Genomic DNA, 25,832 nt, shown 5'->3' with positions numbered 1-25,832 from the left:
GATAACAAAACTAATGTTTCATTCCTTTTAGATATATTTTCACTTTTCAAAGTACAATTTAAATCTTAAAATTTTCAATCTAGTTTTTTCATAGGTTAGTTAACACTATCTTTTGTTATGTATCTCAATTTTAATTGTTACTCCACAGTTATGGCTGCCACTGGGCATTGTTCTTCTGCTTCCTTTGCACTACTTACGAGATTTTCTGCAACCTCATCTGTTGATGCCACTGCTTTTCCGTCATCTTCCATTTCAAAAATTTCTGGACATATCCCTGGACATAATCCGCATCCAATACATGTATCCTTATCTACGTGAGCTTTCATTAATATCACTCCTTTAACATATTTTTTATTTACTAGCTATATATTTACTTTATGACATTTCATATATTTAGCTATTAGACAAGACATAATTAGCAACTATTACAATATAAGAAATTTTATTCGACTTTTTCGAAGTCTGATTTTGGCACTCCACACAATGGGCAAACCCAATCTTCTTGAATATCCTCAAACTTAGTACCTGGTTTTACTTCTCCGTCTGGATCTCCTATTTCTGGATCATAAATATACCCACACACTAAACAAACATATTTATCCATCAAAACATCTCCTTTAAGTTTAATTAATATTTATAAACTACTATATAGTTTCCCCTATAATTGCTCCTATACTCTCACAAAAGTTTTTGCATCTAACTATTGCATCATCATCTGGTTTCCACATTTCTCTTATACCATCGTTTATTGTTTCAAACCCTGCATTTTTTAATTCTCCTGTATCAATTAGTATTTCTATGCCGTAGCCTTTATTGAAATATAGGTTAAGTATAATGTTTACCATCCATATTGTCCGTAACATATGTTACTGAGGTAATTATTATTGTGGTTTGACTTTTAATTATCTTATGGTTTTATTATAGTTATGATCATATAATAAAGCTTAAAACTGGTTTAACAATTATAAGCTTTACTATTTTAATTTAATATAATGTTTTTATCCAAGTATTTGTGCTAAATCATCCTCTGGTGTACTTATTGCTCTAAGGTCAAATGTATCAATTAAAAATTGTAATACATTTGGACTTAAAAACGCTGGAAGTGTTGGTCCAAGATAAATTCCTTTTACTCCAAGCGACAATAATGCTAGTAGATCAGCAACAGCTTTCTGTTCATACCAAGTTATGATGAACGAAAGTGGCAAATCATTAATGGTGCATTCAAATGCATCAGCTAGTGCATTAGCTATTCTAACAGCAGAATATGCATCGTTACATTGCCCTACATCAAGTAACCTTGGAAGTCCTGCTACCTCACCAAATTCTAATTTATTAAAACGGTATTTCCCGCAAGCTAACGTAAGAATAATACAATCTTTTGGAACAATTTGCGCAAATTGTGTATAATAATTTCTCCCTGGTCTGGCACCATCACAACCACCGATTAAGAAGAAGTGTCTAATTTTGCCTTCTTTAACTGCATTGACTATCTCACCTGCATGACTTAAAGTTGCAATATGTCCAAATCCTACTGTTATTTCCTTAACTTCCTCATCTTTTTCAAATCCACCAAGTTCTAGAGCTTTGTTTATTATTTCAGAAAAATCCTTATATCCATTTTCATCATTAGATATATGTTTTAATCCTTCCCACCCTACAACACTTGTGGAATAAATTCTATCTTTATAAGAATCTCTTGGTTTCATTAAGCAGTTTGTTGTCATTAAAATACAACCTGGTATACCATCAAACTCCTTTTGTTGATTTTGCCATGCGCCTCCAAAATTACCTACTAAATGTTTAAATTTATTAAGTTTTGGATATCCATGAGAAGGTAACATTTCACCATGAGTATAAACATTTATCCCCTTGCCTTCTGTTTGTTCAAGTAACATTTCAAGGTCTCTTAAATCATGGCCTGAAACTACTATAAATGGACCTTTCTTAATATTTACATTTACCTTTGTAGGTGTAGGAGAATTGTATTTTTCATTATTCGCTTTGTCTAATACTTCCATAACCTTAACACTCATCTCACCAGTTTTAATTAGGTACCCTATAAGATCATTAAGATTTAAACTATCATCAGTAAGTACTGCTAAAGCTATAAAATAAAATTCATTTACCTCATCACTTTGATATTTAATAAATCTAGCTTGATGTGCATACGCTGCAATTCCTTTTAATCCATATTTTATAGTTTCACGAACAGAACGTATATCTGCATCTAAATCCTGATCATACATGACACCTGCCTTTTTAGCATCTTCAAGTATTTGTTCTTTTGTATCACTTAAATTATATAGAGCCTCTTCACTGGTCACATTTTCGCCTGACGCTTTTTTTCTGATTTCTTCTTTATTAACTTGAGATTTTCTTAGCATCTCCATATGAGATTCTGGATCAAAATTTACATTAGTTAATGTCATAAACAATGCATTCTCAACAAATGATACCAATGACTTATCAACTTTTTCACCTTTTGCTAAAAGTTTAGAAGCGTAACAGCTTATTCCTTTTAATTGATATATAAGCAAATCCTGCATTGCTGCAATCTCTGGTGTTTTACCACAAACCCCTACTTTTGTACAGCCTTTTCCACCGAAAGTTTGTTCACATTGAAAACAAAACATTTTTCCTTGCATATGTAATCCTCCTAATTTTATGATATATTCTATATATTAGTTTGCACTTTTATAACTTAAATATACAATACAGGGTCTAATTCATAATAAATTAAACGGTTTTCTTCATCTAAAATATATAAATAAGAAACTTAAAAACCCCCTCATGGATTTTCTCATGATGGAGTTTTTGAATTTAATAGATCACTTAATTTATAGAGCAACACTTTTTCTCTTGAAGCATATTAAATAAAACACTATTTTCAAGATAAATGTGAATGAATAGATCTTTTTCTAAGTCATGAATTTTTGTATATACAATTTTGAAAGAAATACACGCGCCTTATGGAGCATTAAAGTCTCTAGTTATCTTCTCTAATTCTTTAATTATATTTCCAGCTGCATCATGCTCACTATTAAAAAAACCGTAACGTAAGTTACAATTTTATATTGTAAAAACTAAATCAAGAAGGTATAACTGAAGCTTTAAGAAAAGAAGCCTTAGATATTGTTTCAAATATAAGTCCCATTGAACTTTCAATTGCAGAGCAAAATTTAATAGAAAAAGGAATGAAGCCTCAAGATTTAAGACATCTTTGTTATATACACATGGAAGTTTTAAAAGACGAACTTGATAAAATTAAAACAAAAATTGAACCAGGTCATGTTGTGTATACCCTTATTGCTGAACACGACAAAATTCTTGAATTCTTGACACAGCTTGAAGAAGTTAATTCTAAAATCCAAAAGGCTGAAAAGTATATTAATAGTTTAGAAGAAATTAAGGAATTAAAGACTATTATATTTAATATATTAGATGCAGAAAATCATCACCAAAGAGAAGAAAAAGTGTTGTTTACTGTGATGGAAAGCATAGAAATTACTGGACCAACTCGAATTATGAGAATGGAACATGAAGATATAAAAGCTAAAAAAGAGTTTCTAAAAGTCGCAGCAGAAGAGGCCTCTGAACTAAACTTCAATGAATTCAAAGAAAAAGTAGATGAGATCGCAAAATATATTATATTTAACATGAGAGATCATATATTTAAAGAAAACTATATTCTATATCCTACAGCGATAGAATCTATACAGGGGAAAGACATCTGGGATGATATGAAGAGAAGATGTGATGAAATAGGTTATTGTGGATTTACGCCTGAAGATAATAAATAATTAGTATAGTAACATATGTTACCGACAATGAAATTGTAAGGTTGTATAATAATCTCATAAAGCAGGCACGAACAGTACATGCGAAAGAAAAAATGGAGGTTATTTATATGGCTATGTTTTGTTATCAATGTCAAGAAGCAGCTAACTGCACAGGTTGTACAATAAAGGGAGTTTGTGGTAAGACCGAAAGCCTCGCAAAGGCTCAAGATTTACTAATTTATATAACTAAAGGAATATCTATATATGGAGTGCGCGCTAGAGAAAATGGTATCGTTAATAAAGAAGTAGATCGTTTTATAATGGAAAGTTTATTTGCAACTATAACTAATGCAAATTTTGATAGAAATGTATTTATTGAAAGGATTAGAAAAGGTTTAAGTTTAAGAGACGGTTTAAAGAATCAACTTCTTAAAGCAGGTGTTAAGTTAAGTGATAAAGGCGAAAACGCTAGCTGGCTTAAAAAGATATTTAATACCTTTGGGTTTAGCTTCGAGGAGGAATTAAACTTACCTGATGCAGCAGTTTGGTTTTCTAATGACTTAAAAGCATTTGATGAAAAAGCAGCAACAGTCGGCGTACTATCAACACAGAATGAGGATATAAGATCTTTAAGAGAACTTCTAATTTATGGACTTAAAGGAATGGCTGCTTATGCTAAGCATGCAAATAACCTTGGATATGACGATGAAGGACTTCATGCATTTACTCAAAAAGGATTAGCTTCTACATTGGACGATACTCTAGGAGTTAATGAACTTATAGCTTTAGTACTTGAATGCGGTAAATACGGAGTGGATGCAATGGCGTTACTTGATAAGGCTAACACCACTAGTTACGGAAATCCTGAAATAACAAAAGTTAATCTAGGAGTTAAAACTAAACCTGGTATATTAATTAGTGGACATGATTTAAAAGATATGGAAGAGTTACTTAAACAAACGCAGGGTACTGGAATAGATATATACTCATAGTGAAATGCTTCCTGCAAATTACTACCCTGCATTTAAAAAGTACAAGCACTTGATAGGTAATTACGGAAATGCATGGTGGAAACAAAACCAGGAATTTGAAAGCTTCAACGGACCAATACTTATGACTACAAACTGCATAGTGACTCCAAAAGCATCTTATAAAGATAGAATATACACTACTGGAGTAACAGGGTTTCCAGGGGTTAAGCATATAGAAGATAAAATAAATGGAAAAGCGAAAGATTTTTCTCAAATAATTAAGCAAGCTAAAAAATGCTCAGCACCTAAGGAACTTGAGAAAGGTGAAATAGTAGGAGGCTTTGCTCATAATCAAGTAATAGCTCTTGCAGACAAAATTGTGGACGCTGTTAAAATCGGCGCAATAAAGAGATTCTTTGTAATGGCAGGCTGCGATGGACGAATGAAGAGCCGTGATTACTATACAGAATTTGCTGAAAAACTACCAAAGGATGCAGTTATACTTACAGCAGGTTGCGCAAAATATAAATATAACAAGTTAGATTTAGGTGATATTGGTGGAATTCCAAGAGTATTAGATGCTGGTCAATGTAATGATTCATATTCATTAGTTGTAATAGCACTTAAACTTAAAGAAGTATTTGGACTCGATGATATAAACGAACTTCCTATTTCTTATAATATTGCATGGTACGAACAAAAGGCAGTTATAGTATTACTTGCATTATTGCATCTAGGTGTTAAAAACATTCACTTAGGACCAACCCTACCTGCCTTCCTATCACCAAACGTGGTAAAGGTATTAGTAGACAGCTTTGGTATTGGTGGAATAAGTAATGTAGATGACGATATAAATATGTTTATGGGTAATTAACATAAAAAGTATGCAGAAAAAATTTCTGCATACTTTTTATTATTACCAATTAATAAATTCTTCAACCTTAGCTTTTTCGCCCAGGTTTACATCTTTTAAAACCCATTCCTTAAAAACCGGGTACCCTGTTCTATCAACAATATAACCTATATGTTCTTTTCCTCCTGGTGCATCTACGTCCATATATTTTTCAATGTACGAGTAAGTATTTTTTATAATTTTAATAATACTTTCCTCGTCTACCCAAGTTATAAAATCCTTAGCAAGTCTAGGTTTCTTCTTTCCTGTCCTACCCATTATTACAAGTTTATAATATTTTTCATTGCTTCTACTCCAAGCACTAGTTGGACATTTTCCGATGCATTCTCCACATCCAATACATTTATCGCGATCTCTTACTATTTTATAATTCTCCATTTTAAGTGCATCCCCAGCCCTTAGTTTACAATTAGTTAAGCAAGATTTACAACTTATACATCTGTAAGATTCATATTGTGGCTCTGTCATTCCTATAATTCCAAAATCTTGCATCCTAGCTTTAATACAATCATTGGGGCAACCTGTTAAAGCTACCTTTACATGATAGTCATTAGGGAAGATTTCTTTCTCAATCTTTTTCGCAAATTCAGTAGTATTATAATTTGCAAAAGGACAGACATTTGAACCTATACATGCTGACACATTTCTAGTTCCTGCAGCTGAGTACCCCGTATTTGGTGAAATTTGATTTATTTTAAAGCCATCTATAACTGGTTGAATCATCTTATTAACTTCTGGTATTTTAGCTATATCAATACCGGTCAGTTCAAAACCCTGTCTTATAGATATGTGAATATTTCCATCTCCATAAGTTTCTGCTACTTCTTGAAGTACTGCCAAATATTTAGCTTCAATATGTCCTCCTGGTACTCTTATTCTTATTGCGGTTTTACCTCTTTTCTTAGTTATTCTATATGCATTCTTTTTAAGTAATTTAGTGTTTATATCCATAATTTCCTCCCCTCTAGTCTACTAGATGAACTGCATCCAAATAGTTAAAAACAGGTCCGTCTAAACATATATACGTATCATCAATTCTGCAGTGTCCACATTTGCCAACTCCACAGCACATCTTTCTTTCATAAGATACCCATATATTTTTTTCTTTTACTCCTTTTTTTATAAATCCAGCCACTGTAAACTTAAGCATCATTGGGGGACCTACTACAATAACTTGTACTTCATCAATATTATCTACTGGAATACCTCCAATATATTTTGTTATGAGTCCTACAGTTCCAGGGTATCCCACATCTGCATTATCAACAGTTAAAGTTACACTAATATTCTTTTCCCAAAGTTTAAAATTTTCTTTAAATAAAATATCCTCAGGTGACTTAAATCCCGCCATTAAATTAAAATCTTTGCACTGCTTAGGATTTTGTGCAAAATAATTTACTATTCCCTTTACAGGTGCAAGCCCTGTACCACCCGCTGCAACAATAATTTCTTTATTTTTATAAAGTTCAATATCAAATCCATTACCATAAGGACCTCTTAAAAACAAAGTTCCTCCTACGCTGAAGCTATGAATTACATCGGTAACTGTACCTACATGTCTTATTGTAAGATCTACATAATCCTCACCTATTTCACTAACTGATATAGGTGATTCTCCAAACTTTGGTATAGAAACCTCGAAAAATTGTCCAGGTTTTACATCACCGCGAAATTCCATTCTAAATGTATAATCAGTTTCTGTATGCTTACTTATCTTAAGTATCTTAGATATAAAAGGAATATATATATTTTTCATTTATTCCACCTCATCCATTGCTTTATTTAGTTTATTTACACAATTTGAGAAAGATATATATTCAGGACATATATCATCACATCTACCACAACCTACACACATATGATATCCGGTTCTCTTTTTAAAGTCATATATCTTGTGCATAATTTTAAATCTCATTCTGTCTTTTTTGTCTTTTCTAAAGCCGTGTCCGCCTGCCATATCACTGTACCCGTCTACTTGGCAAGATGCCCATACACGCCTTCTTTCTCCTACGTTTTTATTTTCTTTATATAAAATATCCTGCATAGTAAAGCAAGTACAAGTGCAACAGACAAAATTACACCTTCCACAAGCAATACATCTTTGCGAATATTCATCCCACATTTTAGATTTATTGACTCTTTGATCTAAGTTTTCAGGTATAGTAACCACTATTTCATTAGTCTGAACGAATTCAGGTTCTACTTCTACCTCGCAATCTTTATCCTCATTAAAATATTTCATTAATTCTTCCGATTTACAATTCACAAAGACCTCATCACCTTGAATTTTATTGTACATATCATAATCTTCTGTTTTATTTGATCCCATACTAGCACAAAAACAGTTTTCAAAACTTACACTACAACCCATAAGTACAAATTTAACTTTTTCTCTTAAAGTCTTATAATAATAATCCTCATTTCCATTTCTTAAATAAATTTCATCTAATCGCATCATTGAATGGACATCACAACTTCTTAGGAATATTAGTATTTTTTTCTCATCGAATTTTGGCTCTATGCAATCCTTTTCAGTAAAGTAAAATAAGGTTTGAGTAATTGGAAGTATTATTTCTTTAGGTGAAAAACTAGATTTTAAATCAAACTCTACTTCTTCTATACTTTTTATCTCTTGATACCTAATAGTATCAGTGTCCGTAAAAGTTCCTTTTCCCCTAAGCTTTACTGGCGCATATACCTTATATTCATGTCGCAATATTTCAAGATACTCATCAAACTTCTCTATTTTTAATTTAAAGCCCATAAATGTAACACCCTCCATTGTAATAATTTTATTTAATTATCAATCTTTGTTAATTAATTCACTATTTAAATTAAACTTAGAACTACTTAAATCCATTGTAGTTCAAAAAGAAATAAAAGTATGTGACTTCCATCACACACTTTTAAAATACTCGTTTAATTTCTCTCTATTTACTATAAATTTTCTATTTTTAATTTTAACCATACCTACTATTTGAAGCTCTTTTATGGCCCTTGAAATAGTTTCGCGTGAACTACCTAACATATCAGCTAAATACGTTACGTTTATCTTAACATCTATTAAAGTTCCCTCCTGAGTTTCTACCCCATAGTCTTTTGAGAGTTTCCACAATTTAGCTGCCACCCTTTTGTCCATTTTAATAGGAATTGTGTTTTTAATCTGTCTGTATAATCTTCTTATCTTCTTACTCGTAGAACAAAGGATCATTTCTGTGAGCTTAAAATGAACTTTCATAATATTTAATAATTCTATTTTTGATATGCCTATTATTTCACTATCTTCAAATCCTTCACAGTTTATGGACGAAGTGTATTCATCAAAATTTGCATTGTTTATGATTTCGCCCTTATTTAAAATGTAAACAACTCTCTTACGACCTTTTTCCGATAACTTGTACATGGTTACCTTTCCTTCAAGGACTATATATATATAATCTATGTTCTGCCTTTCAGAAAATAATATTTGTGATTTTTTTAGCTTATTTATACTAATACTCTCTTTAATTAAATTTAAAGTCTTATCCTCAATGCATTCAAACAACGAAAGATCTTTTAATTGTTTAAGTGTTACTTGTGACATTTTAACTTCTCCTCATGATCTTATTTTAAATATCTCATCATTCAAGTAGCTTTACTTATTTGCGACTATTTTTTAGTATAGTATTTTCTCATAAGCTATTCTTTTACTTCCATTTTCTAAATAAATTATTCCACAATACTGAAATTTGTTTTTCTTAAGCATCTTTTGCATTGATAAATTTTCTTCATGTGTATCCACTTTTATACTGTACACACCTTTACTTAAACAAATCTGCTCTGTATTTTTGATAATCTGTGATGATAAAGATAATCCTTTATAATTGTTGTCAACAGCGATTCTATGAATAACTGCATATTCATTATCACTAATCCATTGCCCCTCATAAATAGAATCATATGTTTTTTCTCCATCAAAAGAAATTGCTGCAGTAGCAACAATATTATCGCCTTTTAACAGTACATAACCATTTTTATTATTAGTATCATTACGTATTATTTCAACATTAGGATAGTTATTCTGCCATTGGTTTATCCCATGTTTTTTAAAGTATGCTTGTGCCTGCATAATGATACTCATTATGTCATTAGTATCTGTTTCAACTGCTTTTCTAAATTCCATTGCAGTTATCCCATAGTCATTTTTACTATCCATCTCTATTGAAAGCTCTTTTAACCTTAAACTTACTTTTTCTTTATTAGTCATCTACATCCTACCTCCTGGCACACAATAAATTTTATTTTTCCATATACCGCTTTTTTTATATTAATATAATAAGATCAATAAGTAAAGCGTTGTTTTTTCATTTTTAACCACCTAAATAATCATCATGATATTTAAGCTTATATCAACAGTTAGTTTAACAAGAAAAAGGCATACTTTTATAGCAAAAGTATGCCTTTTTCTTTAAATTTTAAATTGTTGAACTATTTCATTCAATTTTTGAGCAAGTTCTGCTTGGCTTTGTGCTGTTAATGCCACTTGCTCTATAGCTTGTGACGTTTCATTAATACTCTCTTTTATTGTACTTGCTTCTTCACTTGAGCTTTGTGAAGACTCAGCCATATTTTGAACTACTTGGCTTACTTGCCCAACCGTTGCTGTAATCTCTTCAGACATAGCTGCTATTTCCTCAGACATTTTACTTACAAAATCTGAATCATTATAATATTGATTTCCTGTTTCTGCATATGCAGTAAATTGTTCATGAACATGTGTATTTATAAACTCTAATAAATCACTACCTGTATCAATACTGCTTTTGAATGCCCCTTGAACCTTAACAATAGTATCTTGAATATTTATTACTGCTTGCGCTGACTGCTCTGCAAGTTTTCTTACCTCATCTGCTACCACTGCGAACCCTTTCCCCTGTTCCCCAGCTCTTGCTGCCTCTATTGCAGCATTTAATGCAAGAAGATTGGTTTGCGATGCTATACCTGCGATAGTATCTGCCATAACTTTTATATTGTCTACTACTTTTCCATCTTCAATTGCTTTTTCCATATTCGTTTGTTTTTGCGTATATAGTTTTTGAGTTACGTTGATAGCCTTTTGACTATTATTTTTAACCTCAGTAGCTCTTTCTTTAAATTTATATGAATTGTTACTTCCTTCCATCGCCTTTGTGGCTAATAACTTAATACTTGAGTCTACTTCTTCAACAGATGCACTTATTTCCTCTGAGGAAGCACTAGCCTCTTGCATACCTGCAGCAATAGTATCCACTGATTCATCTATAATTATTGATTTTGAAGATAATTCTTGAACCGTAGCTGAGAGTTCCTGCGAAGATGCACTTAAATCCTGTGCATTTTCTATAATTACCTTTACTAAACTATTTACATTTTCTTGTGCTGTATTTAAAGCTACAGCTGTTTGCCCAAATTCATCTTTCCTTGTAATATTAATTGGAATTGAGCAATCGTAAGAAGATAACCTATCTGCTAACTCTTTTATTTTTTTTAATGGATTCATTATGTTTTTACTTAATATATATGCCATAAAAATTATAATAAAAAATGCTATAGCTGTATAAATTATTATTGTATATCTAACCTTATTAAACTGAGCTATATTATCTAAATTTGCTTGTGTCGCCGATTGCTGATTTAATACGATACATTTATCTAATTTTTCAAACATAGAAATTCTTACTTGAGCCATTTTAGAATTAAAAAGCTTAACTGCCTCTCCATAGTTTTTAGCTTTTACAAGTTCTATTACCTTAACTTTTTCCTCTCTATATTTTATTAAATCATTTGTAAAATCAGTATAAATTTTATCCTCTTCTATTGATGATGTAGGTAGACTCTCGTATTCCTTTTGAACTTTTATATCTTCATTGGTTAGATTATTTATGTTCTTTATCTGTGCATCTAATTTTGATTCATCTCTTTCAAAAACAATTGTAAGCATATTTCCTCTCATTTCATTGATGTTCCCTTTGATTATTTGAAGATCGTTAATTGATATTAAACTATTACTATATATAAACTTAGAACCATCATTTATTTTTGATGAACTTATTATACCTTGTGCTCCTATTAAAACTATAAAAATACAAATCACTGAAAATACTGATATAAGCTTTTTCTTTACCTTTAAATTTACAAAAAATTTGATACTAACACTTCCCTTCTTTTTTGATAATATATTCTTCGAAATTCTTTTATTATAACAATTTGTTACTTTGTTTTATATTTGAATTTATTATAAATAAGGTTAACATAATTACGTATAATAATAAAACGCTGCAAAAAATTGTAATGAATTTTTTTTCAGCTCGTGTTATAGTAGTATAGTATTACTCATTTTATGACTTCGCAAACATATTTTTTAAAAATTACAAATTATTTGCATTAATCCATTTTACAGTATTTTATGTAAATATATAATCAAATTGTAATAAGTAACATTAAAAGTTTTTATAACAAACTAAAAAAAATTCGTGTAGAAAATAATTTACTTCAAAAATATTTAGCTAAAATAATGGTAAATTGCAAATAGCAAGTTATATGATTTTAAATAGCTAATGAATTTATGATAAATAATTTTTTAGAATAACCTCAAATTCTTATCATATATATAAAAAGCATAGATATAACTATACTATAAATAGTTTCAAATTTAAGGAGATGATTTTATGAAGAGTCAATTATCTGTAAACTTAGGTAATTTACTATTATCTTTATCAGAAGTAGCAGATTTAGCAAATCCCTTGGTTGCGCAACATCAACATAGAACAGCATTTATTGCTCTCGAATTATCCAAAACAGCCAATTTAGGGCCCGAAATTACAGAGAATATTTTCACTGCTGCATTATTGCATGATATTGGTGCCATCTCCGTAGAAGAAAAAATAGCCATTCACAGTTTTCAAAAAATAGATGAAAACATTCATACAATAAGAGGTGAAGTATTATTAGAACAAATACCATGGTTAAGAAAGATTTCAAAGATAGTAAGAAATCATCATAGAAATTGGAATGATTGGAATGATGGTATAGATAATCCAGTAGTTTTTTCTTCTCAGATCATTTTGTTATCTGATTATGTTGAGAGATTAGTAAATAGAAATAAATATATCTTACATCAAGTTAACGATATAATTTCAGAAATAAAAAGATTGTCAGGTACAGTAATACATAAGAATATAGTAACCTATTTTCTTGATTTATCTAAAAGAGAAGAATTTTGGCTAGATTTAACTTCTCCTAGGTTATATTCGTTATTATTGAATCATGGGCAGTTTAAAAACATGCAAATAGAATTAGAAGATGTATCATTAATCTCCAATTTGTATAGAGATCTAATAGATTTTAAGTCGAGATTTACTGCTACTCATACATCAGGTGTATCAGAATGTGCAGTAAAATTATCTGAATTGCTAGGACTAGCAGCATTAGATGTAAAGTCAATGAGGATTGCTGGAAATTTCCATGATATAGGCAAATTAGTAATACCAAACAGTATTCTTGAGAAGCCTGACAAATTAACGGTTGATGAGTTTGCAATTATAAGGTGTCATACGTATCATACATTTAGAACTTTAAATTCAATTGGTGGTTTGGAACGAATAGCTGAGTGGGCAGCTTATCATCATGAAAAATTAGATGGAAGCGGGTACCCATTTCACTTAACTAGTGAAGAAATCGGTACCGGTTCTAGAATAATGGCTGTTGCAGATATATTTACAGCAATATCCGAAAATAGACCTTATAGAAAAGGGATGAATAAAAACGAAATTTATAAGATTATAAAAACACAAGCAAATGAGAATTTATTAGATAAACGGATTGTTGAATTACTATTCGACAACTATGAAGTTATAAATACACAAGTAAAGATAAGACAATCTAAAGCATTAGGTTTTTATGAAACACGTTTTTTATCAATAGTTCATGAGAGTAAGCGTAATATATAAAACATTTTATTACCAATTTTTATATACTATCTTAGAATTTTTTAACTTAAGTTTTAATTTAAGATTTTTAATCACTCTACGCACTCGTGGACGATTATACCGTTGAACTGTAATAGGGTATATATTAAAAAATATATTAAAAACCGTTAACCATATTATATTCTTATATGAATATGCCTTGCAAACATATACAGAAATAAAGAAAATTATAATAGCGATAATTGTGTGTCCAAATTCAGAAGTTCTAGTTCTGTATTCATAATATTCCAATAAAATCAGTGATTTTCTAATAGGATTTTCTTTTTTTCTACTTCTCTCCCAGCCACTAAATACTAGTAATTTTCTAAAAATATGAACACCAATGTACTTATATATTTTTCCTTCCATTTCAATAGGATGACTATCAAAATAAGATGATTTGAGTTCCGGTATTAGTAATGTTTCTACTATGGACATCCAAATCATCAATAAAAGATTAAGCGTAATACTGTATAACAAAGTACCCATGTCAATAAATGGAAATAAAATAAATAAAACTACCCCACACGTTGTCATCCATACACTAATCCATTTTATAAATGTGTTTTTATTTACTCTGATCATGTTGCATTTGCCACCTTTCTTTTATTCGTAAGCAAGTTCTCTTTTATAGTATCACAATACCACCCCTTTGAATCTTTTAAATAATACCCTAGATTAAATATCAACTTTTTTTGCTATACTTGGTAATTATACTTAAACCAGTAGCAACCAGTCTTTTAAACCATATACTATATTTAAATACATTAATAAACAACGAGCTTTCATTTATTAATATAATTTCTTTGAAAAGTTATTTTAATTAAATTATATTATCAATTGATATTATTTTGAAAGGACTGAATAATAATGGATAAGCAAAAAGCCGCAGCATTGTCTATATTTTCTAATACTGCGTTAATATTTTTTAAAGTAATAGTTGGTGTATTAATGGGTTCAGTTAGTGTTATTTCTGAAGCAATCCATTCTTCTATAGATCTTTTAGCAAGCCTTATTGCTTTTTTCTCCATTAAAGTAGCTTCCAAAGCTGAAGATGATGGTCATCCCTTTGGACATGGCAAGTATGAAGATGTGTCCGGCTTCGTCGAGGCTTTATTAATTTTACTTGCTGCCGCGCTTATTATCTATCAAGCCATAAAAAGAATTCTTAAAGGTGGAACTGTAGATAATGTAGGTGCAGGCATATTAGTAATGTTACTCGCTGCTGTAGTTAACTTTTTTATTTCAATGATCCTATTAAAAACAGCAAAAAAAACAGATTCTATAGCGCTAGAAGCTGATGGTATGCATCTTTTAACAGATGTATACACCTCTATTGGAGTATTTCTTGGGCTTGTATTATTAAAAATAACAAATATACCAATTATCGATCCACTTACTGCTATATTTGTTGCATTCCTAATAATTAAGACTTCTATAGACTTAATCAAAAAATCTTTAAATGATTTAGTAGATTCTAAGCTTCCGGATGATGATATTTTAAAGATATTAAACATACTTGACTCTCATCAAGAAATTACTAAATATCATAACTTAAAGACTAGGAAAAGTGGTCCGACCCGCGAAATTAATGTAAATGTGCATGTTGTAGAAAACACCTCACTAGTTGATGCTCATAACCTCTCTGATAAAGTTGAAGAAGAAATAAAAGATATTTTTCCTGGAGGATCCTATGTATTAATTCATATAGAACCAGATACCCCATAAGAAGAAACTAGCTTATCAGTTATGGCATGCTTAACTCTGCCATAACTGTTTGGTCTCTAACTGTTTAGATAGTGCTTTTGCTACCGTAATATTATCTCATCTGCTATAATATAGTATAATATCCTGTAGTGTAAATATATAAAACCTTTAGCTACTGTTATAATTAATCAAACTCCATTAAAATGTAATACACCTAACCCATAAATTAATTAATGTATATAGTGTTATATACATTCTATAAGATTATTTTTTAAAAGGATTATTAATTTTTTCTTTGATTTTATTAGTTATACCATCTTTAACTGATACCAAAAGATCTTGGGGTTCCATTTTTGTTATCTCCCACAAATAAACACTAGATACCTCTATAATTTGATTTACTATGTCAGCATCTTCACTTTTCTGCGCACCATAGTCTAGCATAAGTATTCCCTCTCGCCCTCCACTGCAAGCTATTTCTATTTCAACCTTATTATCATTAACAAATTTCATAAAGATTACTGACATAATATATGATGAAATTCTTTTATAGTACCGTTCTCTCATTAGTACTATTATATTTCTATCACTGTACATATAAGGTTTACCCCTATAAAAATCATCTTGGTGATTATATAAAATGTCACTTATTTTTCTAATATTTTTACCTTCTACAACTAAATTAGCTATCTTCATGAATACCTCCATGTAATTCATATTTTTAAGCCTTTTATCCTCGACTCATTAATTATTATCTATCATAATACTCTACCAACGTATTTGTTTCCTTTTAACTTATAAAAGCATATAAAAATAACCATCTAAATTTAATAGTATGGTTATTTTTATAATCTCATTTTTCAAATTTTCTGGTAAATTAAAAACTTAATACTCTGAAATATTAAAATTATATTTTTTAGCCAATCGAAGAAGTTGTTTTTCATCTGGACTATTTTTCGTTAAAATTAAAGACGTAATTTTTGATGTACCTAGCTTTTTTAATAAATCTTTTCTTAATTTTTCATAATTCATATTATTCACCCTCCTACTTATTCTTTTCTATAGTTTTCATCTTCTATAGTATTAATAAAACCTGGAGTAAAATAACCGTTTTTATTTTTATTATCATTTATATATATTCTATATTAACTTCACTTTTCCCTCTAATATAGCGAAATCATAATTTCATAATTCAACTTATTCTTGCTCAGAACTCCCTGTAATAACTTTACGAAACAAGACGTAAAATAGAAACATTATTAAAATAAATCCAGCGAAAGCAAACATGAACTCAATTGCAAATTTATTTATATTAGTAAATACACCCCTTAATACTGACATCGGCCTAAGTAAATCCCAGCTATTAAATCTCAAAAACCTACCAATATAAACTCCTAATCCGCTGATTAAAGCTACTCCAACAATGATTAAGTAGCTTATTAATTTCGATCTCTTTTGATTTACAAAACGATAAAATCTATTAAGTGATTCCATTCCAATTAGCACTCCATAAATAACTCCTATACCAATAACAAATAGTTTAACCCAATGTATTATATCATTACTATAAATAATTCCATTATTAAATGAATACTGAGCTGCTGCATCATACCACACTAATTTGTCACTAGATATATGGATAACATCAGTAACCATATACACAGAATTAGGAAAAAATATAAGCCAAAGTATTCCAAAAATAATTGCACCTATATATTTGTTTTTTTTATTCTCTAGTATTGATAATTCAATAAAAAACAATGGCAACATAGCAAGAAATATATTCCAAGTAAGCATAAGATATAAAAAACTATGATCATTAATTATCATAAAGAAACAGAGTACACAATATACAAACATAAAAAACAATAAGCCACTATATTTTTTTAAAATTAAATTCATATCCAAATCACCCTTTCTAACCTAATATAATTAATTATACTATTTTCACAATAAATTCTATATACAAATTCAAAATATTTTTAATTAATTAAATTATAAAAAAAATATCGAATAAACAGTTATATTAAACTGTCTATTCGATATTAATAATATTATAAATAAGTTACCTCTAATGGATTTCTGTCCACTAATTTCTTATAACTGTACTTAGGATATCCAACCATAACAGCTGCTGTTATGGTTTTTCCTTCTGGTATATTAAATAATTTAAGCATTGGTGAACCCTTCATAGCTGCGCAATACTCAAAAAAGCCAGCCCAACAAGTTCCAAGCCCTAGTGAAGGAGCAAATAATTCTAGATAAGTCAAAGAAGAAATAGAGTTAGCCCTACCATTTGAAAAACCTTTGTCAGCAGTAGTCATAATTAAGTTTGGCGCACCACGCAAAATTGAATCAACTCCGTCTTCCCTGTATAATCTAATTAATCCTTTTAATGAATCCTTTAGTGGAGATTTTTCAATCATTCGAATAGTAAGTTGAACGGCTTTTTCAACTAATTTTCTGTCCTCAACTACAACGAATGATATACCTTGACTATTACTTCCAGTAGGAGCTAGCCTTGCGATATCAACTAATTTCGTTAATTTTTCTCTTGATACAGATTTATCTTGATAACTTCTTATTGAACGACGCGCTCTTAAAAAATGCTCAGCCTGCTCTTCATTTAGCTTAGGAAAATCTTTTGCATCAATTTGCTCTGCGAGTGGTGTTTTTTTATTATCTATAGCTTCAGTTGGGCATACAGCAACACAATGTCCACAAGCAATACAACTAGTATTTTCTACTTCTTCTGGACCCTTTTCTCCCATCTTTAAAACAAATGATGGACATTCCTTAATACATTGTCCGCATTTAATACATTTTTCTTCATTTACTGTTATAAGACCCATTTTATTTATCCCCTTTAAATTTACTTTACTAATTTTTCAATATCATTTAATGTTTTTAATAATTCTTTTATTCTATCTTTACCAATACCATCCTCAATCTTAATTTGTGCTTCCTTTAATATTGGTATAGCAGCATCAAGAGTCTTTACTCCCTTATCTGTTATAGTTATGCATTTTTTCCTACAGTCCTGTTCTTCTTTCTTAATATCAATATAACCACTCTTTCTAAGTAACTCAACATTTCTCGTTACAGTACTTTGATCCATGCGTAAAATGTTACCAAGCCTCGTAACAGAAATATTTTTATTAAAAGAAATATCCAATAGCAGCAAACATTGAGTACTACGAAGTCCTGTTGGTTGAAGCATTTTATCATAAAACTGAGTAATTGCTCGGGTAGTTTTTCTTAAATTACCACAAGCACAACTTTGCGAATTTTTGTTATCATGTATAATTAAACTACACATAAATTCAACTCCAGTACTATATATGTATATACATATAATATAGTGAAATTGAAGCTATGTCAAGTTTATTGTTACGTGCTCCCCATATAATTTATTTCCGAAAGCAAGCATCCTAAAAAATGGATATGAATTAAACTATATCACTAAGGTACATCAAGTTTTACATATGTGTAGTCACACCTAAAATATAAGATATAATCCAAATTATCCATGCAAATATACTAAAAATATAAAACTTATCAAGTAAATTTTTATATTCTTTTAATACAAGTATTGAACCAATTGCGTTCACTATCATAAGTAACAAAGCAACAAATCCTAATATATCATGTATTCCCGTCTTTACTATACCCCCACCAAGTTCAAACATTATTAAAGTTCCTAATATATCACAGGTTAAACCTATACAAAGTATAACAACGTGCCAAGGAAGTAAAGTTTTTTCTTTGACTTCATTTAAAATAGAAATAGTATAAAATATCAATGCTAAATTTATTAAAATTATTGCGATAACTAACATTTTTCACCCCCCTTTTTTAATTTATAGATGCCATTATATTGCACCATTACTAATATTTATACAATAACATAGTTTTACATGTCAAAACCAAAATAATTGAGTTTGCGGTTTTTGTCTGTTTTTGCAACACGAAAATTAAAGGGTTATTGTGTAAAATTCTAGAATAAATAATGTATGTAAACATTTTAATATGGTGAAAAATAATAATTATATTCATATCTTATTAAAACAATACAAATAAAATTATTTGATTAGGTTGTAGAGAAGCAATTTCAACATCACTAATAAATCTGGAGGAATAGCAGAAGTGAAAAAGATAATGACAATAATAATAACATCATCATTAACATTATTGGTACTCTTAGGTACTAATATTGGAGGAATTTCAAGTAATGACAAAGCATATGCATTAACTAAAAATGATACACTAAAACCCTTAGTTAATCAAACGGATCCTAGCGAATTGTCACAAATTGCTGCAAATAAAGCAAAACAAGAAGAAATCGATAGAATAGCTGCTAAAAAGTCAGATTCATCTAAAGAGATGGGAGAAAAAAAAAGTTCTAAAATAGCGTCAACAGCAAAAATAGCATTATATAGTCTAACTACAGAAGATACAGCTAAACTCTCAGCATTAGGACTTAAACAAACGGCGATTGGAGCAAAGTTATCAACATATTTAAGCTCATCTGCTAACATAGTTAATGTACTAAACAAGGCTATTGAACTACATAGTGGAGATTCATCAAATAATTGTGTGTACTTTTCAAGTGAAGCAATGAGAAGAATAGGTAGAGGAGTTCCAATGTCAATGTGCAATACATTGGATTATATACATTATTTACGTTCTAATGCATGGGTATCCTCATCTAATATTAAAGAGCTTACACCAGGAAGTATTTGTTTTACAGTATCTAATGGGCAAGGTTATCCAACTCATACCTTTGTATTTATGGGGTGGGTTACTGACAGAGATTATACTTCGGCATACGTTGCAGACAACCAAGGCACTTCTGTTCATATAAGAAACATGGGTTCAACTTATGCCACAGACGCTTTTGCATCATTTATGCATACCCCTACTCCACCCACAAAAGTTACTGTATCTTCATCTGGATATAGCAGTATCAAACTTAATTGGAGCGCTGTAGCCGGCGAAACTGGTTATGAAATTTATAGAGCAACATCAAGTACTGGATCATACTCTTTACTATCAAGGACGACTGCCCTTAGTTATAACAATACTGGACTTATAACAAATAAGACTTATTATTATAAAATTAGGACATATAAGGTAGTTGGCTCGGTTAATTTACATAGTAGCTTTTCAGATGTAGACATCTCAAAGCCAATACCATCATTGCCGACGTCATTTAAAGCGACTTCATCTTCATATACCAGTATTAATACTAATTGGAGCACTGTAGCTGGAGCAAATGGATATGAAGTTTACGGTGCAACATCAAGTGATGGTTTATATACCCTACTATCTAGTACTACTGGCAATAATTATAACCATATTGGACTTATAACAAGCAGTACTTATTACTATAAAATTAGGGCATTTAGAATGGTTGGCACTGTAAAAATGTGCAGTATTTTTTCAGATCCTATAAGCGCAATGGCAATACCATCTTCTCCTATATTAAAAACAACTTCCTCTTCAATTAGTAGTATTAATACTACTTGGAGTGCCGTACCCTTGGCAACTGGATATGAAGTTTACAAATCACCATCAAGTAATAGTCCATACACTTTACTATTGGACACCACGGGTATTAGTTTTGAAGATACTGGATTAACAATCAATACTAATTATTACTACAAAGTTAGAGCATATATGGTAATTGACAATTTAAAAGTGTATGGAAATTGTTCATCTGTAATAAGCTCAAAACCAGTACCTGCTGCACCAACAAATGTTAAAGCTGCTAAAACTAGTTCTATAAGTATTCGACTTTCCTGGAATAAAGCTTCAGGTGCAAATGCTTATGAATTATTTAGAGCTACCTCAAGTGGAGGAACCTACACATTTGTATCAAGTATGTCATCTACCTATTATACAAATTCAAGGTTAGCAAAAGGTAAAACTTATTACTACAAAATAAGACCATACTTCACTGTAGGAAAAACAAAAGTATATGGCAATTGGAGTGTTGTAGTACCTGCAAAACTATAGGTTTTATTAACAATAAATATCACTGGTTATATAGATAAAATCAGTAATCATATACATATAATCAGGATAAATATAATTAAAATACAACTTTTCTAATTTATATCAAGCATCTTGTTAAGTGATCTACATATAAGCTATTTCTCAAATCATGAATACTAAAAACCGGATGTGAATTTAATCACATACGGTTTTTTAGTATCCTAATTAATATCTCTACTTTTCACATACACAACATAACCAATTTTTATCTTCCACTAGATCTATTTTTATATTATTGTACCCAGCTTTTTCTAATATTACTTTTAATTCTTCAGGAGTATGTATCTCCATATCTGATATTGCAACAAACTCATCATTTCTTTCTTTAAATCTTTCACTAGAATACATTTCACATATTATAATAAGTTTTCCTGATGGTTTTAAAACTCTTTTTACCTCTTTAAAACTTTCAACAAGATTAGGCCAGAAATAAATAGTTTCTACTGCTGATATAATGTCAAATTTATCATTTTTGAATGGAATTTTTTCTACACTTGCATGTAGAATTTCTACGCTACCCTCTTTAATAAGTTTTTCATTATAGTCTTTTGACCATTTTACACAATCTGTTGAATAATCTATACCAAATGTTTTACCCTCTGTTGCCATTAATGCCATTCTATTTACTGTTCTACCACCACCGCAACCTATATCTAGTATTACATCATTTTTTTTAATATTTATTTTCTCAAATCCCCAATTAGTTAGTTCAAAATGTGCTATATTCATGTCTTCAGCTATTATTTTTCCTATCTCACCAGTTGGCTTTTTACATTGATTTAATCTTTTTGCAATTTCACTCATAATGTTCCACCTTTCTTTATTATCTATAAATATTATAGACATTAATTTTGTTTACAATGATAATGATAATGATAATCAATTGTATGTTAATATATTATAATCTATTTATGTTCATATTACAATTTTTAATATAAATCTCCTTCTGAAATTGTCAATGCATCTTCTTCGAAGCTGTTTCATACACCCAGTGATTTAATATAAATCACATAAATTTAATATAATTGCTTGATAATAACAATACATTTTTTAGTTACAATTTCTATATAACAATAAGTTACATCAAGTTTTAGTTTCTTAATAAATAAAAAGGAGTTGAGAATATTGATAATTTTAGTTTCTAGTGTTTTATACTTTGGATTATCATTTGTCTATTTCTTAACGGTTTAACATAGACAACCTTAGGTGCCACCCACACGGAAAGTGGCATCCAAATATTTTTTTGATTGGCATAAATTTATGATAAGCGTATAGTGTAATATATAATTACAGACAAGTTTTTATTTTATAGTTATATAATTTACGAAAAGAGATGAAAATATGAAAGGTATTTCAAAAAAGCTAAGAACCTAAATGGATTTACTCATATATCAAAAGGAGATATTCTAAACTTCTCGAGAACCAATGGACCATATTCAAATGTTTTAGCAAATTTAAGTGGGACTTGGATAGACAAAAACAATAATAAAAATATTAAAGAATAACGTCTTTACTAGAAATATGACCTATAGAATTGAACTATTATGAAAGGAGTGTTAATCTATTAACAAGCAAAACATATACAAACAATTAAATATATTCTTATATTTTAAATAAATGTATTTTCTTAAGGGGATGAATTCTATATGGATAATGAATTATATTTGAAAGAAACAACTCAAGTATTAACACCTTTTTTAGCAATAGAAGAGGCAACAAGATGTCTTTTATGTCATGATGCACCTTGTAGTAAAGCTTGTCCTGCAGGTACAAATCCTGCTAAATTTATTCGCTCACTTCGTTTTCGTAATCCAAAAGGTGCAGTGGAAACAATAAGAACAAACAATATTCTTGGTGGCATATGTGCTAGGGTCTGCCCTTATGACAAGTATTGTGAAAGTGCTTGTAGCAGATGTGGCATAGACAAACCTATAAAAATAGGTGCTCTTCAGAGATATTTAACTGATTATGAAGAACGTATAAACTTAAAAGTGCTAGATAAAGTTGAAGCTACAAAAGAAAAAATAGCAATTATAGGATCTGGTCCAAGTGGCATTACAGCCGCTGCAGAACTTGCATTAAAAGGATATAAAGTAACAGTATTTGAAAAAAAAGATATATTAGGTGGATGGTTAAGTTATGGAATACCACCTGAGCGTTTACCTCAGCAAATTGTACAAAATGAAATAAACTATATAAAAGAATTAGGTGTAGATTTTAAAACAAATTGCACAATAGGAAAAGATGTTAAAATAGATACTCTTAGATCACACGGTTTTAAAGCCTTCCTACTTTCTTGTGGAAATCAAAATGGAAAAACTATAGACGTTAAAGGCTCACATTTACATGGCGTTGTAAATGGTGTAGATTTTCTTTCAGATGCTAAAACTAAAAATGGTAATATAATCATTGGTAACCATGTAGTAATTATTGGTGGTGGAGACGTTGCTATGGATTGTGCATCCACTGCAAAATTACTTGGCTCCAAAGATGTAAAAATAGTTTATAGAAGAACTATAGAAAAAATGCCTTCAACTGTAGGCGAAAGACAACACGTTCAATCGTTAAATATCCCTATATTTACAGGGTTTAAACCATCAGAAATAATAGGGGAAAATAGTAAAGTTGTTAGTTTTAAAGCAGAAGGAATGTTTGATGCATCCGCATTAGAACTTGTAGCAGATATGGTTATATTTGCAGTTGGACAGGAATCAGAAGATATAAAAACTATTGTCGATGTAAAGGTTAATAAAAAAGGAATAGTTGCTACAGAAAACTGTAGGACAGATGTAGAAGATACATTTGCAGCAGGAGATATTATTTGCGGTGATAAAACAGTTGTACAAGCTGTTGCATCAGGTAAGTTAGTTGCGCATGAAATAGAAAAATATTTAACTTCAAAAAAAGGATCTATGGGAGCAATTAGTCTGTCATCAACTAAGGAGGCATAGAGTTATGAGAAAAAAAGATCTTTCAATAGAATTTTGCGGTGTGAAGTGTGAAAATCCATTTTTCTTAGCATCATCCCCAGTCGGGAATAATTATGAAATGTGTGCGAAAGCGTTAGAAACAGGTTGGGGTGGAATAGTATTTAAAACCTCGGCTATGCAACAAATGAAAGAAGTATCACCACGTTTTGATGCTAATAGAAAAGAAGGTACTCCTTTTATAGGATTTAAAAATATGGAGCAAGTTTCAGAACATTCAGTCCAGCAAAATCTTGCTGATATGAAAAAGCTTAAAGAAAATTATCCAAATAAAGTATTAGTAGCTTCAATAATGGGATCAAACGAGGAAGAATGGACTAAACTTGCACAACTTGTTACTGAAATTGGAGCAGATATTATTGAATGCAATTTTTCATGTCCACAGATGACAAGTCATTCTATGGGCTGTGATGTTGGTCAAAACCCTGCATTAGTTAAAAAATATTCAACGGCAGTAAGAAAAGGAACTCATCTTCCCATACTTGCTAAAATGACTCCTAATATAGGAAATATGACGATCCCAGCAATAGCTGCATTAGAAGGTGGTGCTACAGGCATTGCTGCTATAAATACAATAAAGTGTATTACTGGAGTAGATTTAGATAAAAAAATAGGACTTCCAATAATTAATGGTAAGTCATCTGTATCCGGATATTCAGGCAAAGCTGTTAAACCGATAGCATTAAGATTTATAAATGAACTTGCTAAAGAACCTAAACTTAAGAACGTCCCAATTAGTGGCATTGGTGGAATAGAAACTTGGCAGGATGCACTTGAATTCATAATGCTTGGATCTTCAAATCTACAAGTTACAACTGCTATAATGCAATATGGTTATAGGATAGTTGAAGACATGATAAGTGGAATAGAATACTATATGGACGAAAAGGGTGTGGAAAAACTTTCAGATTTAGTTGGTATTGCACTTGATAACATAGTTCCAGCTGAGAATCTAGATAGAAATTACATAGTATACCCAAACTTTGACCATGAAAAATGTATTGGTTGTGGAAGATGTTACATTTCATGCTTTGATGGAGCTCATCAAGCAATAGAATGGGATGAAAAAAGCAGAACACCATCATTAAATAAAGATAACTGTGTAGGATGCCTCTTATGCTCATTAATTTGCCCAATAGAAGGTTGTATAACAAAAGGAGAAATTAAATTTAAAGATCTAGGTGTAGAAAAAGATCTAATTCTTTAATATGATGCATACAACCACCTCTGGAATTCTAAAAGGGAACCCATTTAAATGAACATTTCTTAAGCAATAAATTATAAGCATAGACATAATTGCTAGAAGTAAACACCAACCAAAAGAGGGTGTAAATTATTTTGTGTATTCTCTTTCTTTAAGCAAAATAATTGAATTATTTAATTATGAAAAACTGTTAATATAGTTTATAGATATTGTTACTTTGTAATTACTT

General features: G+C 30.2%; 23 protein-coding genes and 3 pseudogenes. 7 read left to right on the top strand and 19 right to left on the bottom strand.

Annotation, left to right across the window (positions count from 1 at the left end; genetic code table 11):
* Positions 1-137: 137 nt before the first annotated feature.
* The 5 genes and pseudogenes from KPL37_RS15755 to KPL37_RS19880 form a co-directional block, all read right to left on the bottom strand.
* Positions 138-326 carry a ferredoxin gene (locus tag KPL37_RS15755; protein WP_216150905.1) on the bottom strand — a complete coding sequence of 63 codons (189 nt, stop codon included), beginning with the start codon at positions 324-326 and terminating at the stop codon, positions 138-140.
* A gap of 116 nt (positions 327-442) precedes the next feature.
* A complete protein-coding gene (gene rd / locus KPL37_RS15750) occupies positions 443-604 on the bottom strand; it encodes a rubredoxin (RefSeq protein ID WP_216150904.1) in 162 nt (53 codons plus the stop codon).
* A 40-nt stretch (positions 605-644) separates the two neighbouring features.
* A complete protein-coding gene (locus KPL37_RS15745) occupies positions 645-845 on the bottom strand; it encodes a hypothetical protein (RefSeq protein ID WP_216150903.1) in 201 nt (66 codons plus the stop codon).
* A gap of 153 nt (positions 846-998) precedes the next feature.
* Positions 999-2,645, bottom strand: coding sequence for a hydroxylamine reductase (gene hcp, locus KPL37_RS15740; RefSeq protein WP_216150902.1), 1,647 nt, complete (start codon positions 2,643-2,645; stop codon positions 999-1,001).
* 187 nt (positions 2,646-2,832) lie between these two features.
* Positions 2,833-3,036, bottom strand: a pseudogene (locus KPL37_RS19880) (hypothetical protein); the annotation flags it as partial.
* A gap of 47 nt (positions 3,037-3,083) precedes the next feature.
* Between KPL37_RS19880 and KPL37_RS15735 the strand changes: the two are divergent.
* Both KPL37_RS15735 and hcp (KPL37_RS15730) read left to right on the top strand, forming a co-directional pair.
* Positions 3,084-3,800, top strand: a pseudogene (locus tag KPL37_RS15735) (DUF438 domain-containing protein); the annotation flags it as partial.
* A 107-nt stretch (positions 3,801-3,907) separates the two neighbouring features.
* A pseudogene (gene hcp / locus KPL37_RS15730) lies at positions 3,908-5,624 on the top strand (hydroxylamine reductase).
* Between the two features lie 42 nt (positions 5,625-5,666).
* Here hcp (KPL37_RS15730) and asrC read toward each other — a convergent pair.
* The 6 genes from asrC to KPL37_RS15700 form a co-directional block, all read right to left on the bottom strand.
* Positions 5,667-6,614, bottom strand: coding sequence for a sulfite reductase subunit C (asrC, locus tag KPL37_RS15725; RefSeq protein ID WP_216150901.1), 948 nt, complete (start codon positions 6,612-6,614; stop codon positions 5,667-5,669).
* A gap of 13 nt (positions 6,615-6,627) precedes the next feature.
* On the bottom strand, positions 6,628-7,419 hold the full coding sequence (asrB, locus tag KPL37_RS15720; protein WP_216150900.1) for an anaerobic sulfite reductase subunit AsrB: 792 nt from the start codon (positions 7,417-7,419) through the stop codon (positions 6,628-6,630).
* Positions 7,420-8,427, bottom strand: a complete 1,008-nt coding sequence (gene asrA / locus KPL37_RS15715) for an anaerobic sulfite reductase subunit AsrA (RefSeq protein ID WP_216150899.1) — start codon at positions 8,425-8,427, stop codon at positions 7,420-7,422.
* 132 nt (positions 8,428-8,559) lie between these two features.
* Complete coding sequence (locus KPL37_RS15710; protein ID WP_216150897.1) at positions 8,560-9,246, bottom strand: Crp/Fnr family transcriptional regulator; 687 nt, start codon at positions 9,244-9,246, stop codon at positions 8,560-8,562.
* 72 nt (positions 9,247-9,318) lie between these two features.
* Positions 9,319-9,825, bottom strand: coding sequence for a GNAT family N-acetyltransferase (locus KPL37_RS15705; RefSeq protein ID WP_216150909.1), 507 nt, complete (start codon positions 9,823-9,825; stop codon positions 9,319-9,321).
* 285 nt (positions 9,826-10,110) lie between these two features.
* Positions 10,111-11,829: a methyl-accepting chemotaxis protein gene (locus KPL37_RS15700; RefSeq protein ID WP_216150907.1), complete on the bottom strand. Its 1,719-nt coding sequence runs from the start codon at positions 11,827-11,829 to the stop codon at positions 10,111-10,113.
* Positions 11,830-12,349: 520 nt separating this feature from the next.
* Between KPL37_RS15700 and KPL37_RS15695 the strand changes: the two genes are divergently transcribed.
* Positions 12,350-13,630, top strand: a complete 1,281-nt coding sequence (locus KPL37_RS15695; RefSeq protein WP_216150895.1) for an HD-GYP domain-containing protein — start codon at positions 12,350-12,352, stop codon at positions 13,628-13,630.
* Between the two features lie 9 nt (positions 13,631-13,639).
* Here KPL37_RS15695 and KPL37_RS15690 read toward each other — a convergent pair whose 3' ends face one another.
* Complete coding sequence (locus tag KPL37_RS15690) at positions 13,640-14,233, bottom strand: glycosyl-4,4'-diaponeurosporenoate acyltransferase CrtO family protein (protein ID WP_216150893.1); 594 nt, start codon at positions 14,231-14,233, stop codon at positions 13,640-13,642.
* A 285-nt stretch (positions 14,234-14,518) separates the two neighbouring features.
* On the opposite strand from KPL37_RS15690, the gene KPL37_RS15685 reads away from it, so the two are divergent.
* On the top strand, positions 14,519-15,376 hold the full coding sequence (locus tag KPL37_RS15685) for a cation diffusion facilitator family transporter (RefSeq protein ID WP_216150891.1): 858 nt from the start codon (positions 14,519-14,521) through the stop codon (positions 15,374-15,376).
* A 243-nt stretch (positions 15,377-15,619) separates the two neighbouring features.
* On the opposite strand, the gene KPL37_RS15680 is transcribed toward KPL37_RS15685, so the two are convergent.
* The 6 genes from KPL37_RS15680 to KPL37_RS15655 all read right to left on the bottom strand — a co-directional run bounded on the left by KPL37_RS15680 (position 15,620) and on the right by KPL37_RS15655 (position 19,194).
* Positions 15,620-16,051 carry a hypothetical protein gene (locus KPL37_RS15680; RefSeq protein WP_216150889.1) on the bottom strand — a complete coding sequence of 144 codons (432 nt, stop codon included), beginning with the start codon at positions 16,049-16,051 and terminating at the stop codon, positions 15,620-15,622.
* Between the two features lie 189 nt (positions 16,052-16,240).
* On the bottom strand, positions 16,241-16,387 hold the full coding sequence (locus tag KPL37_RS15675) for a hypothetical protein (RefSeq protein WP_216150887.1): 147 nt from the start codon (positions 16,385-16,387) through the stop codon (positions 16,241-16,243).
* Between the two features lie 165 nt (positions 16,388-16,552).
* On the bottom strand, positions 16,553-17,257 hold the full coding sequence (locus tag KPL37_RS15670; protein ID WP_216150886.1) for a DUF1361 domain-containing protein: 705 nt from the start codon (positions 17,255-17,257) through the stop codon (positions 16,553-16,555).
* 152 nt (positions 17,258-17,409) lie between these two features.
* Positions 17,410-18,207, bottom strand: coding sequence for a nitroreductase family protein (locus KPL37_RS15665; RefSeq protein ID WP_216150884.1), 798 nt, complete (start codon positions 18,205-18,207; stop codon positions 17,410-17,412).
* A 20-nt stretch (positions 18,208-18,227) separates the two neighbouring features.
* Complete coding sequence (locus KPL37_RS15660; RefSeq protein WP_216150882.1) at positions 18,228-18,674, bottom strand: MarR family winged helix-turn-helix transcriptional regulator; 447 nt, start codon at positions 18,672-18,674, stop codon at positions 18,228-18,230.
* A 160-nt stretch (positions 18,675-18,834) separates the two neighbouring features.
* The gene (locus KPL37_RS15655; RefSeq protein WP_216150880.1) at positions 18,835-19,194 is read right to left on the bottom strand and encodes an HsmA family protein; all 360 of its coding nucleotides are present in this window, start codon (positions 19,192-19,194) and stop codon (positions 18,835-18,837) included.
* A 307-nt stretch (positions 19,195-19,501) separates the two neighbouring features.
* Between KPL37_RS15655 and KPL37_RS15650 the strand changes: the two genes are divergently transcribed.
* Positions 19,502-21,373 carry a fibronectin type III domain-containing protein gene (locus tag KPL37_RS15650; RefSeq protein ID WP_216150879.1) on the top strand — a complete coding sequence of 624 codons (1,872 nt, stop codon included), beginning with the start codon at positions 19,502-19,504 and terminating at the stop codon, positions 21,371-21,373.
* Positions 21,374-21,586: 213 nt separating this feature from the next.
* Here the strand turns inward: KPL37_RS15650 and KPL37_RS15645 are convergent, their stop codons facing one another.
* Positions 21,587-22,216: a class I SAM-dependent methyltransferase gene (locus KPL37_RS15645; RefSeq protein WP_216150878.1), complete on the bottom strand. Its 630-nt coding sequence runs from the start codon at positions 22,214-22,216 to the stop codon at positions 21,587-21,589.
* Between the two features lie 842 nt (positions 22,217-23,058).
* Between KPL37_RS15645 and KPL37_RS15640 the strand changes: the two genes are divergently transcribed.
* Positions 23,059-24,363 (top strand): FAD-dependent oxidoreductase, encoded by a 1,305-nt coding sequence (locus tag KPL37_RS15640; RefSeq protein WP_216150877.1) that lies wholly within the window; start codon positions 23,059-23,061, stop codon positions 24,361-24,363.
* Between the two features lie 4 nt (positions 24,364-24,367).
* On the top strand, positions 24,368-25,606 hold the full coding sequence (preA, locus tag KPL37_RS15635; RefSeq protein WP_216150876.1) for an NAD-dependent dihydropyrimidine dehydrogenase subunit PreA: 1,239 nt from the start codon (positions 24,368-24,370) through the stop codon (positions 25,604-25,606).
* The last annotated feature ends 226 nt before the right edge of the window (positions 25,607-25,832 follow it).

The sequence above is a fragment of the Clostridium frigoris genome, assembly GCF_018861865.1.
GTDB classification, from domain to species: domain Bacteria; phylum Bacillota; class Clostridia; order Clostridiales; family Clostridiaceae; genus Clostridium_AD; species Clostridium_AD frigoris.
The sequence above is the reverse complement of the archived record's forward strand: the minus strand, read 5'-3'. Positions and strand labels throughout refer to the sequence as shown.

Bases quoted from the DNA above. Each gene is read 5' to 3' on its own strand.
- KPL37_RS15755 (WP_216150905.1), bottom strand. From the start codon at position 326: ATGAAAGCTCACGTAGATAAGGATACATGTATTGGATGCGGATTATGT.
- rd (WP_216150904.1), bottom strand. From the start codon at position 604: ATGGATAAATATGTTTGTTTAGTGTGTGGGTATATTTATGATCCAGAA.
- KPL37_RS15745 (WP_216150903.1), bottom strand. From the start codon at position 845: ATGGTAAACATTATACTTAACCTATATTTCAATAAAGGCTACGGCATA.
- hcp (WP_216150902.1), bottom strand. From the start codon at position 2,645: ATGCAAGGAAAAATGTTTTGTTTTCAATGTGAACAAACTTTCGGTGGA.
- asrC (WP_216150901.1), bottom strand. From the start codon at position 6,614: ATGGATATAAACACTAAATTACTTAAAAAGAATGCATATAGAATAACT.
- asrB (WP_216150900.1), bottom strand. From the start codon at position 7,419: ATGAAAAATATATATATTCCTTTTATATCTAAGATACTTAAGATAAGT.
- asrA (WP_216150899.1), bottom strand. From the start codon at position 8,427: ATGGGCTTTAAATTAAAAATAGAGAAGTTTGATGAGTATCTTGAAATA.
- KPL37_RS15710 (WP_216150897.1), bottom strand. From the start codon at position 9,246: ATGTCACAAGTAACACTTAAACAATTAAAAGATCTTTCGTTGTTTGAA.
- KPL37_RS15705 (WP_216150909.1), bottom strand. From the start codon at position 9,825: ATGGAATTTAGAAAAGCAGTTGAAACAGATACTAATGACATAATGAGT.
- KPL37_RS15695 (WP_216150895.1), top strand. From the start codon at position 12,350: ATGAAGAGTCAATTATCTGTAAACTTAGGTAATTTACTATTATCTTTA.
- KPL37_RS15690 (WP_216150893.1), bottom strand. From the start codon at position 14,233: ATGATCAGAGTAAATAAAAACACATTTATAAAATGGATTAGTGTATGG.
- KPL37_RS15685 (WP_216150891.1), top strand. From the start codon at position 14,519: ATGGATAAGCAAAAAGCCGCAGCATTGTCTATATTTTCTAATACTGCG.
- KPL37_RS15680 (WP_216150889.1), bottom strand. From the start codon at position 16,051: ATGAAGATAGCTAATTTAGTTGTAGAAGGTAAAAATATTAGAAAAATA.
- KPL37_RS15675 (WP_216150887.1), bottom strand. From the start codon at position 16,387: ATGAATTATGAAAAATTAAGAAAAGATTTATTAAAAAAGCTAGGTACA.
- KPL37_RS15670 (WP_216150886.1), bottom strand. From the start codon at position 17,257: ATGAATTTAATTTTAAAAAAATATAGTGGCTTATTGTTTTTTATGTTT.
- KPL37_RS15665 (WP_216150884.1), bottom strand. From the start codon at position 18,207: ATGGGTCTTATAACAGTAAATGAAGAAAAATGTATTAAATGCGGACAA.
- KPL37_RS15660 (WP_216150882.1), bottom strand. From the start codon at position 18,674: ATGTGTAGTTTAATTATACATGATAACAAAAATTCGCAAAGTTGTGCT.
- KPL37_RS15655 (WP_216150880.1), bottom strand. From the start codon at position 19,194: ATGTTAGTTATCGCAATAATTTTAATAAATTTAGCATTGATATTTTAT.
- KPL37_RS15645 (WP_216150878.1), bottom strand. From the start codon at position 22,216: ATGAGTGAAATTGCAAAAAGATTAAATCAATGTAAAAAGCCAACTGGT.
- KPL37_RS15640 (WP_216150877.1), top strand. From the start codon at position 23,059: ATGGATAATGAATTATATTTGAAAGAAACAACTCAAGTATTAACACCT.
- preA (WP_216150876.1), top strand. From the start codon at position 24,368: ATGAGAAAAAAAGATCTTTCAATAGAATTTTGCGGTGTGAAGTGTGAA.